Below are 9,750 nucleotides of genomic sequence, written 5' to 3'. Positions count from 1 at the left end.
ATATTTTGGCCTATAACCCGCCACGGACGACGCCGCGGGTTGGCTTCGCAGCCGGCCCCGTCACCGGGACTCATCCCCGGCGAGACAGGGATCAGCCCTCGCCCGTAATGAGCCCCTCGGACACCATCCAGTCGTGGGCCACGTCCACGGGTTCTTGGCCTTCCACGTCCACCTTGAGGTTCAGCTGGCGCATGGTCTCATCCGTGAGCAGCGGGGAAACCTGGTCGAAGACCTCCTGCAGCTGCGGATATTCCTCCAGCGTTTCCGAGTTGAACACCGGCGCCGCGTTGTAGGCGGGGAAGAACTTGCGGTCGTCCTCGAGCACCGTGAGATCCAGGGCATCGATGCGACCGTCGGTCGTGAAGACCTCACCAAAGTTGCAGTCGCCGTCATCGGTCGCGGTGTAGACCGCACCCGTGTCGTACACGCCGATATTGCCGTCCGGAATACCGTTGGCCGAACCCCGCGGGATGTCGTAGGTCTCCAGCATGGGGTCCAGACCGTCCTGGCGGGAGTTGAACTCCGCCTCCACGCACAACGTCCGCTCGGCCACGGGCAGATTTCCGATCTGCGACAGCTTGGAAATATTGCCCAGTTCCGGCACGGCCTCGCTGCGCACCGCGAACGCGTACGTGTTGTTCAGGGGCGCGGGTCGACCCCACGTGAGCCCGTTCTCCAGGTCCGCGTCGTGCACGGCCTGCCACTGCTCTTCCTTGTCCGGGATGCCGGTGGGGTTGCCCATGTAGGTGATCCACGCGGTTCCCGTGTACTCGTAGGTGAAGTCGCCCTCACCCGCCACCATCAGTTCGCGCACCGGCTGGCTTCCGGGGACGTTGGTGAAGTCCTCCACCTCGAAACCGGCGGCCTCCGCGGTCATCACGGCGATCTTGCCCAGGATGAGCTGTTCGGTGAAGTTCTTGCTCACCACCGTGATCTGAGCATCCTCGGGCAGACCCTCCACGGGTTGGATCTCACCCGGCTGCACCTCCGGCACGAACGACGTGGCCGGCTGCAGACCGCACCCCGCCAACAACATCACGGCGAGTCCCGCGCCCAGTCCCGCGGCGCCCCGTGTGTGCTTTCGTTTCGACGACGACGCCGCCCCGGCCACCGGCCGTGGCGATCCTTGCGTTCGATTCGACGTTGCCATCACAGTCCCTTCGGGCGCGCGACGTGTTCCACGAAGCGCCCCAACCAATCCACGAGCAGAGCCAACAGCGCGACCAGCAGGAACCCGCGATCAGCACCTTGATCAGATTCAGGTTCACACCGGTGGTGATCAGAATGCCCAGCCCACCACCGTTGATGAACGTTGCCAACGTGGCGGTACCCACCAGCAGCACCAACGCGGTGCGAATACCCGAGAGCATGACCGGCACCGCGAGCGGAAGTTCCACCCTGAACAGCACCGAGGTCGCGCTCATGCCCATGCCGCGCCCGGCTTCCACGAGCCGCTGGTCAACCTGTTGCAGACCCACCATGGTGTTCCGCAGCACCGGCAGGATCGCGTAGGCCACCAGCGCGATGATCGCTGCCTTGAACCCGAACCCCACCCAGGAGGCGAGCAGCACCACCAGGCCGATGGCCGGCGCCGCCTGCCCGATATTTGCCACCACCAACACGGGTCCGTTGAACTTACGCAGCGGTCCGCGCGTCAGCAGGATGCCGAGCGGAATGGCGATGATCAGCACGAGTGCCGCGGCAACCACGGTGAGTTTCAGGTGCTCCACCGTGTAGCCCCACAGCGCATCGGGGGCCAGTGTCGCGCGTTCGGTTTCGGTCAGATCCCCGAAAGCCAGCCACGAGAACAACGCCGCAATGGCCACGAGGATCACGGCCAGCTGGATCCACAGCCCCTTGGACGAGCTACCCGCGACCGCCGCTGTGGTTGAGACGGCATCCGGGTTCTGCACTCCGGTTGTCGCGCTCACGGCCGATCACTCGTTTCCGTCACGTCCTCGCCGCCGGCCTCGCCCCGGGCCGTTGCGCTCGAGTCCCGCCTGGCCGCGTCCCACGGGGCACGGTGGCCGTTCGTGGTGGTGTGCCCGTTCGCCGTGTCGTGGTCTTCGGCACGGGGCTCGTGAGCATCCTCGCGCGGTCGCGGAGCATTCTCGGTCGTGGCCGCAGCCGTAGAACCGGCCGTGGCGGCGGCGTCGTCGTTGGCCGGGGCGTCGTCGGAAATGTGCGGGATGGAACCGGTGTTGAGGCCGACCGGCGCGTCGCCGTCGCCCTGGGCGGCGGCCTGGCCCGCGGAAATCGCGTCCATGACCGTATTCACTGTAATCAAGCCGGTGAACACGTCCCGTCGGCCGGCGACCAGTGCCGCGCCGGTGCTCGCGACCAGCATGGCGTCCAGGGCGTCATTGAGCGTGGACTGTTCGTTGACGAGCGGCAGGTTGGGGTCCGCGGCGTCCGAGATGACCTGCATGCGGGACAACTGGCGTTGCGACAACCACTGGATCGCGCGGCCGCGGGAATCCAGGATCACTACGTTTTGCTGCCCGGCTTCCTCCAGACGAGCGAGGATCGTCTCCGGTGATTCACCGGGGGTCGCGGTCACAGCTTCCTGCTGCTCGACCTCGTTCACGCGGTTGAGCGTGAGTTGTTTGAGACCGGCACCGGAACCGATGAAGTTCTCTACGAACTCGTTGCTCGGGTTGGCCAGGATGCGTTCGGGTGAGTCGTACTGCTCGATCTGGGCGCCCTCGTTGAAAATGGCGATCCAGTCGCCGAGTTTCACGGCCTCGTCAAAGTCGTGGGTGACGCAGACAATGGTTTTCTGCAGCTCCGCCTGGATATTGAGCAACTCGTTCTGCAGGCGTTGGCGGGTGATGGGGTCCACCGCACCGAACGGCTCGTCCATGAGCAGGATGGGCGGATCCGCGGCGAGCGCTCTGGCCACACCGATGCGCTGCTGTTGACCTCCCGACAGTTCCTTGGGATAACGGTTCCGGTAGGTCTTGGGGTCCAGGGACACCAGTTCGAGGAGCTCGTCCACGCGGGCGGCAATGCGGTCCTTGTCCCAGCCGAGCATCTTGGGCACCAAACCGATGTTGGCGGCAACGCTCATGTGGGGGAACAGGCCGCCGGCCTGAATGACGTATCCGATCTGGCGGCGGAGCTTGTCGCCGTTCATGTCCGTCACGTTGTCACCGTTGATCACGATGGACCCGTCCGTGGGTTCGATCAGACGGTTGATCATCTTGAGCGTGGTGGTCTTACCGCAACCGGAGGGGCCCACGAACATCACGATGCTGCCCGCGGGGATCTCCATGGTCAGCCCGCCCACTGCGGGTTTCGGCTGACCGGGGTACTGCTTGGTCACCTCATCGAGCAGGATGGATGCGCCGCTGACATTCTCGGCAGAGTTCTGGATGGTTTGTGTTTCAGACACGGATACCTCGCGAGGTTGTCAGACGGCTCAGGACCACCAACAGGAGGTCCAGGATGATGGCCAGCAGGATGACACCGACGACTCCCACCACCACGGATTCGAAGGCGTTGGCCCCGCCCAGGCGGGAGAGACCGGAGAAGATGAAGCCGCCCAGGCCGGGGCCCAGGGTGTAGGCGGCCACGGCGGCAATGCCCATGACCATTTGCGCGGAAACGCGGATGCCCGCCAGGATGATGGGCCACGCCATGGGAAGTTCCACGGTGGCCAGTGTGCGGAAGCGGCTCATGCCGATACCGCGTGCGGATTCGACCACGGATGCCGGAATGCTGTTGAGCCCCACCACCGCGTTGCGCAGGATGGGCAGAGTCGCGAAGAACGTGACCACGATGACCGCGGGGAGCACGCCGAAACCGAACGGCGCGATCAACAGACCGATCAGCGCGAAGGACGGAATAGTGAGGCCCATGGCCGAGACACCGTTGGCGAGCGCACTGGCCGCCTTGCTCCGGTAGACCAGGGCCGACAGCACGACGGCCAGGACCGTGGCGAGCACGAGGCACTGCACCACCAGGCTGAAGTGCTGCCACGAGGCGAACAAAATCTGTTGATAACTATCTCTGACAAAGTCCCACACGCGCGTACCGTCTCCACCCTCGCTCAAGGCACATGGATCACCTGTGGCAGAGGGCTGATTTGTCCATAGTGGTCAGACTGCTGTTGATTCCTGTTCAGGTTAGGACCGGACTGGTGCATTGGTGTGCATTGCGACACACCTTCTCCGCATCGTGACACGTTCGTTATCTTTGCGAACGCATCTTCTGATCCCCTCTGGCCGGGGCGGTGTCGCTCAGAGCGGACAACCCCGGGGTTTTCTTGCCAACGATCCCCCGCGGTGGAACCGTAGAACCATAAGCACATCGAAAGGAGCCTTACCAATGGCTGATTTGACCGGTAAGAAGACTCTCTCGCTGCAGACCAACCGCGGTGTGGAACAGGACGAGTTGAAGGTCCCCCTGGAGCAACTGCGTGAAGCGGGTGCCACCGTGACCGTTGCGTCTCAGGAGAACGGCGAGATCCAGAGCCTGGTGGGCGACTGGGATCTGGGCGAAACGTTCCCCGTGGACCAGAAGATCTCGGACGTCAACGAGTCCGAGTACGACCTGCTGCTGCTCCCCGGCGGCACTCTCAACGCGGACACCCTGCGTCTCGATGAGGACGCCCAGAAGATCGCCAAGGCCTTCGCGTCCTCCGGTCGTCCCATCGCTTCCATCTGCCACGGCCCGTGGTTGCTCGTGCAGACCGGACTGGTGGACGGCAAGACCCTGACCTCGTACGAGTCCATCAAGGTGGACGTGGTCAACGCCGGCGGCACCTGGTGGATGAGCCCATGAAGCGCTGCCCCGCCAAGGACTGGGTGCTCATCACCTCGCGTAACCCCGGTGATCTGGAGCCGTTCGTCCAGGCCATCAAGGATGAGCTGAGCAACTGAGACAGCTCGTTCGAACGAAAAACTGCCCCGGCCGCGTGATGCGTCCGGGGCAGTTTCTTCTGTGACCGAGGGCTACTTGCCGAGCACGTCCTTCAACGCGCCGAGCACGAGCGCCACGGAATCCGGGGCGGCGTTGGGGCCCATCAGGCCGATGCGCCACACGGTGCTGGCGAACTCCTTGACGCCCGCGCCGATTTCCAGGTTGTACTTCTCCAGCAGTTCCTTGCGCACGGCGGCGGAATCCACGCCCTCCGGAACCTTGACCGTGGTCAGCTCGGGCAGGCGGTGGCCCTCGGCGGCGAACAGCTCCAGACCCATGGCCTCCAGACCGTCCTGCAGCGCTTGGCCGGCTGCGTAGTGACGGTCGCGAACGGCGTCGAGCCCTTCGTCCAGGATGCGCTGCAGACCAGCGTCCAGGGAGGCGATCATGGCAACCGGTGCGGTGTGGTGGTAGGTGCGCGAGGCGCTACCGGAGGTCTCCCCCACGTAGCCGCCCAGCATGCCCAGGTCCAGGTACCACGAGCGAGGGTTCTCCACGCGCCGCTCCCACGCACGGTCGGAAACGGTGAAGGGCGCCAAGCCGGGGGCCACACCCAGGCACTTCTGGGTACCGGCGTAACCGATGTCGATGCCCCATTCGTCAGCCTTGAGTTCAATACCGCCGATGGAGGTCACGGCGTCCACGAGGAGCAGAGCGTCACCCTTAATCGCACCGAGGGCGGCGATATCCGAGCGCACACCCGTGGAGGTCTCCGCGTGAACCGCGGCAATGATGGTGGGGTTCGGGTGGGCCTCGGCGACCTTCTGGGCGTCCACCGGCTGGCCGAACGGGAAGTCCACGCGGACCACCTCGGCACCGCAGCGCGCGGCGACATCGCACATGCGCTCGCCGAACAGGCCGTTGACGGCGATGACCACCACGTCACCGGGGTTCACGAAGTTCACGAACGCCGCTTCCATACCCGCCGAACCCGTGGCCGAGATCGGCAGAGTACGGCGGTTGGAGGTGCCCCACACCTGACGCAGACCGTCGCACGCGCGGTCCATGATCTCGAGGAACTGCGGGTCCAGGTGGCCCAGGAGCGGACGGGCGAGTGCCTCCGTGGCCTCCGGATACGGATTGGACGGTCCGGGGCCGAACAGGTGGCGGGCGATCAACGTGTTGGTCATGCGGGGCCTCCTCAGGCTGTCCACGTGTGGGTTTCGTCTCCTTCAACCCTAGTCGCCGCTGGGCTGCACGGCCTCCGGTGTGACGGGTCGGCGCAGGAATGCCACGGTCAGGGCGATGGCCACCACGATCAGCGCACCAATGAACGCCACCGCCCCGTTCCAGCCGAAGCGCGTGAGGAACAGGCCGGCCACGTAGCCGAACACGGACGAGCCGCCGTAGTAGAACAGCGTGTACAACGACGACGCCTGGGCACGTCCCACGGTCGCTCGCGCCGGCACCCAGCCGTTGGCGATGGAGTGTGCCCCGAAGAATCCGGCGGTGAAGATCAGCAGGCCCACGACCACGGCGGGCAACCACGGGATAAGCATCATGAGGAGCCCGCCCAGCATGATCAGCGAGGACGTAATCAGCACCTTTCGGCGACCGAACCGCGCAGCGATCCGGCCCGCCTGGGCGGAGGACCAGGTTCCGGTCAGATACGACAGGAACAGCACGGACACGATCGACGGCGGCACGTTGAAGGGCTCGTCGCCCAGGTGGAAACCGATGTAGTTGTAGACGGCCACGAACCCGCCCATGAGCAGGAAACCCTGCATGTACAGGGACACCAGTCCGGGATCCTTGAGGTTGATCAGGAGCCGCTCGTGCACACCGCCCGGGCCGGTCAGTCGGACCGCTTGTGGTCTGAAGCCCTTTTGTTTCGGAGCCAGCAGGATGAACGCGACGGCCGCCATGGCCGCATAGATCGCCACCACGAGTGTTCCGGCCCGCCACCCGAAGAAGTCGGCCACCGGGGCCGCCACGATGCGACCCGAGAGTCCCCCCAAGGTAGTTCCGGAGATGTAGCTGCCCGCGGCAATCGCGGCGTGCACCGGGTTCACCTCTTCAGCGAGGTACGCCATGGCCACGGACGGGATACCGCCCAGCGCCATGCCTTCAAGGAAACGCATTCCCACGAGCAACTCGAAGGACGGCATCAGGCTCATGGCCACACCCAGGATGGTGGCCGCAATGACGGCGGTGACCATGGTGCGGCGGCGGCCGAACCGGTCCGACATCAACGACCACGGGATCACGGCGACCGCCAAACCGAGGGTCGCGGCCGAAACGGCCAAGGAGGCCTGAGCGGCGTCGATCTCCAGGTCTTGCGCCATGATCGGAAGCACGCCCTGCACCGAGTACAACTGAGCGAACGTCGCGATCCCCGCGCACAACAGCGCGATCAGAATCCTTTTGTAACCGGAGCTGCCCCGCTCGTAGCCTTCCCATGTCCCTGCGGACTGCATGCCGAGGCGCTCCCTTTCCCGTGGTTGGTGTCGCTGAGGTTCTGAACCAGAGTACGCCGCACACCGCGCACTCACGGGCCGGGAGGGAGCAACACACGTGTTTCCCTCCGGAAGCTCCACCCCCTACAGTATGAACACATCATCTAGTTCAACTTGGGGGAGTCGAACTCATGAGATCTTCACGGGGACCATTCTGGGCTGTGACAGTCATTCCATTAGTCATGGGGGCGCTCATGTTCACCGCGGCGGGGGCCGCGGTGGCTGCACCCACGACCACACCGGACGCACCCGACCCGGATGCCGACATGGCTTCGCCGGCGGCTCCGGGCGAGGACCCGCTGCGCGAGCGCACGGGGATTTCCGCAGGAATCCCGATCTGGGGTGCATGGTGCGGACCGGGTCACGGCGGTGGTGAGCCGGAGGACACGTTCGACACGCTGTGCATGCGCCACGACCGCTGCTACATCGAACGCGGCTACTTCGACTGTTGGTGCGACGCGCGCTTCCGCGACGAGATCCAGAGGTTCGGGCCCCAGATGGAGACCAGGGAACGCGTGGCCGCGGCAGCGACCGCCGTCTGGTTCACGGTCACGCCGTGTGTGCCGCGATGAGTCACTTCGCCGCGCAGACCTCCGCAGAGTCCCGCTCCGGCCGGTCCCGATCAGGTCAGTCCCGGTCGGCTCGTTCTCAGTCCGCCGAGTCCCGGTCAACTCGGCCCAGGCCCGCCACATCCCGTCGAGAAGCCCGCGAAGCCGCCCGGTCTGCCCATACCCAACCGTCTTCTCGCCGTTCCGCACGGCGGGAATCCCATTCCGGGCCACGCCACTCCGCGCGCAATCATCGACCCGCCCACGGCGAGCGCGGCCACTACACCTCGCTGCTGACCGTGGTCATGTTCTTCGTGGCGGTGGGAATCGCCCTGATCCTGCCGTTCGGACAGTACATGGGGCCGTGGTTGCCGTTGCTCCTTCTGGGAATTCCGTTCCTGGCCGGGGGGTGCGGAACCGGGTGCGCCATCCACTGCAACCGCCCCGGGTGGGGCATCGCCAACTTGGCCGTGGCGGTCCTGTACCTGCCCCTGCTGTTCGTGTTGATCACGGTGGTCAGTGGGCCCTAGCGGACCTTCCGGCGGACGCCGCGCACGAGATCGACGCCTCTCCGCGCACACAGCTTGGCCGCGGCATCGCACCTGCTCAAACGAAACGGCGACGCCGCCCGGTCCCCGCGCTGTGCGGGCGACCGAGCGGCGTCGTCGTTGTGTGAAAACTCCGGAAGTGGAGCGTTACTTGTCGCTCACCGCGGCGGCGAGCTTCTCGAGTGATTCCTCGAGCACGGACTCCGGGAACACCGGGAAGCTCAGCTTCTTGAGGAGCTTGGGGTGCACGTCCGACCACGCGTAGGTCAGCGTGACCTCGGTGGAATCGGGACCCTGCGGCTGGAGTTCGTACAGCCACTCCCAGCCGTTGTGCTCGATGGGAGTGCCCTCCTGGCAGGGCTTCCACGCGATCAGCTTGTTGGGGTCGAAGCCCGTAACGTGGTTCTCCATCTTGTAGTCACCGCCCATGGCCTCCGCGTGCATGTTCATCACGAACACGTCGCCGGTCTGCTGAATGCGCTGGTCGGTGCCGGACACCACGGTGCCGGAACCGTCCACCTGCGGGTGCTTGGCGGGCAGGGACAGCACCTCGAAGATGTCCTCGGCCGGGGCGTCAATGACTCGGGTGGCGCTGATGCTGGTCTCGCTCACGAGAAACCTCTTTCTGCGATCGACAGTGGGACGAACTGCCTCTCACTCTAGGCAGCGCCGGGCCCGGTGCGGCAAGAGCTTCAGCGATCGGCGAAGCCCTCGACCTGTCCGTGTTGGGCTCCGTGGCGTGCGCCGCACTGGGCGGCCAGATGGCGCAGGTGGTACGCGAACCCCAGGGCCGCGCGGCCGCGCAACCGCCCGGAGGTGATCGCGCGAATCCGGTCCGTGGCCTCCACGCGGGCGCCGGCAGCGCGCAGTGCAACGACCACGGCCTCGTCCTCGCTGCATTCCACGTCGGGAAAGCCACCGGCCGTCTCGAATGCGCCCGCTCGAACGCCCATGTTGGCAGCGTGAATATAGGGGTGCCCCTCCCTCAGGTCGTGCTCCAGGTGCCACAACCGGAAGACGTGTTCGGGGCACTCGGTCGGATCAGGTTCCACGGTGCCGAGCACTGCGTCCACCCCGATCCGGGCGCGTTCCAGCTGATAACTCAGCCAGTTCTGTGGGACGGCGGTGTCCGCGTCCGTGGAGGCGATCCAGTCCGCATTGTTGCTCAGTGCGTGGTTCGCTGCGGCCTGCCGTGCTCCGCCCGCGCTCGCCCAGGTGCCTTCGAGGACCGTCAGGCCCGCCCGTCGTTCCGGACCCGCCGACGCCGCCGCCCAG

The 9,750-nt window shown here is 65.6% G+C and carries 10 protein-coding genes and 1 pseudogene; 3 read left to right on the top strand and 8 right to left on the bottom strand.

The annotated features are described in order from the left end of the window. Positions 1-91: 91 nt before the first annotated feature. The 4 genes and pseudogenes from YO9_RS0111250 to YO9_RS0111235 form a co-directional block, all read right to left on the bottom strand. A complete protein-coding gene (locus YO9_RS0111250) occupies positions 92-1,036 on the bottom strand; it encodes a glycine betaine ABC transporter substrate-binding protein (RefSeq protein ID WP_016997552.1) in 945 nt (314 codons plus the stop codon). 113 nt (positions 1,037-1,149) lie between these two features. Beyond that, positions 1,150-1,853: pseudogene (locus YO9_RS0111245) on the bottom strand (ABC transporter permease). A 74-nt stretch (positions 1,854-1,927) separates the two neighbouring features. Then, positions 1,928-3,394 (bottom strand): ABC transporter ATP-binding protein, encoded by a 1,467-nt coding sequence (locus YO9_RS0111240; protein WP_016997551.1) that lies wholly within the window; start codon positions 3,392-3,394, stop codon positions 1,928-1,930. Then, positions 3,387-4,028, bottom strand: a complete 642-nt coding sequence (locus YO9_RS0111235) for an ABC transporter permease (RefSeq protein ID WP_016997550.1) — start codon at positions 4,026-4,028, stop codon at positions 3,387-3,389. Before YO9_RS0111235 ends, YO9_RS0111240 begins: the two co-directional genes overlap by 8 nt. A 301-nt stretch (positions 4,029-4,329) precedes the next feature. Between YO9_RS0111235 and YO9_RS0111230 the strand changes: the two genes are divergently transcribed. Further along, positions 4,330-4,785, top strand: a complete 456-nt coding sequence (locus YO9_RS0111230; protein ID WP_016997549.1) for a DJ-1/PfpI family protein — start codon at positions 4,330-4,332, stop codon at positions 4,783-4,785. A gap of 170 nt (positions 4,786-4,955) precedes the next feature. Here the strand turns inward: YO9_RS0111230 and YO9_RS0111225 are convergent, their stop codons facing one another. Continuing rightward, complete coding sequence (locus YO9_RS0111225) at positions 4,956-6,053, bottom strand: pyridoxal-phosphate-dependent aminotransferase family protein (RefSeq protein ID WP_016997547.1); 1,098 nt, start codon at positions 6,051-6,053, stop codon at positions 4,956-4,958. 48 nt (positions 6,054-6,101) lie between these two features. Then, positions 6,102-7,340 (bottom strand): MFS transporter, encoded by a 1,239-nt coding sequence (locus tag YO9_RS0111220; protein ID WP_016997546.1) that lies wholly within the window; start codon positions 7,338-7,340, stop codon positions 6,102-6,104. A gap of 233 nt (positions 7,341-7,573) precedes the next feature. Here YO9_RS0111220 and YO9_RS0111215 point away from each other — a divergent pair, with 233 nt between their 5' ends. Then, positions 7,574-7,951 carry a hypothetical protein gene (locus YO9_RS0111215; RefSeq protein WP_223286450.1) on the top strand — a complete coding sequence of 126 codons (378 nt, stop codon included), beginning with the start codon at positions 7,574-7,576 and terminating at the stop codon, positions 7,949-7,951. After that, positions 7,948-8,457, top strand: a complete 510-nt coding sequence (locus YO9_RS18215) for a hypothetical protein (RefSeq protein ID WP_223286449.1) — start codon at positions 7,948-7,950, stop codon at positions 8,455-8,457. The genes YO9_RS0111215 and YO9_RS18215 overlap by 4 nt, the downstream gene beginning before the upstream one ends. Positions 8,458-8,622: 165 nt before the next feature. On the opposite strand, the gene YO9_RS0111205 is transcribed toward YO9_RS18215, so the two are convergent. Both YO9_RS0111205 and YO9_RS0111200 read right to left on the bottom strand, forming a co-directional pair. Next, the gene (locus YO9_RS0111205; protein ID WP_016997543.1) at positions 8,623-9,087 is read right to left on the bottom strand and encodes an SRPBCC family protein; all 465 of its coding nucleotides are present in this window, start codon (positions 9,085-9,087) and stop codon (positions 8,623-8,625) included. An 80-nt stretch (positions 9,088-9,167) separates the two neighbouring features. Continuing rightward, positions 9,168-9,750: glycosyltransferase (locus YO9_RS0111200; RefSeq protein ID WP_016997542.1), on the bottom strand; the 583-nt coding region annotated here is incomplete at its 5' end.

It is taken from the genome of Kocuria atrinae C3-8, from assembly GCF_000286355.1.
In the GTDB taxonomy this organism is placed as follows: Bacteria; Actinomycetota; Actinomycetes; order Actinomycetales; family Micrococcaceae; genus Kocuria; species Kocuria atrinae_A.
The sequence above is the reverse complement of the archived record's forward strand: the minus strand, read 5'-3'. Positions and strand labels throughout refer to the sequence as shown.

Coding starts and splice junctions, on each gene's coding strand:
- YO9_RS0111250 (WP_016997552.1), bottom strand. CDS start 1,036: ATGTTGTTGGCGGGGTGCGGTCTGCAGCCGGCCACGTCGTTCGTGCCG.
- YO9_RS0111230 (WP_016997549.1), top strand. CDS start 4,330: ATGGCTGATTTGACCGGTAAGAAGACTCTCTCGCTGCAGACCAACCGC.
- YO9_RS0111225 (WP_016997547.1), bottom strand. CDS start 6,053: ATGACCAACACGTTGATCGCCCGCCACCTGTTCGGCCCCGGACCGTCC.
- YO9_RS0111220 (WP_016997546.1), bottom strand. CDS start 7,340: ATGCAGTCCGCAGGGACATGGGAAGGCTACGAGCGGGGCAGCTCCGGT.
- YO9_RS0111215 (WP_223286450.1), top strand. CDS start 7,574: ATGTTCACCGCGGCGGGGGCCGCGGTGGCTGCACCCACGACCACACCG.
- YO9_RS18215 (WP_223286449.1), top strand. CDS start 7,948: ATGAGTCACTTCGCCGCGCAGACCTCCGCAGAGTCCCGCTCCGGCCGG.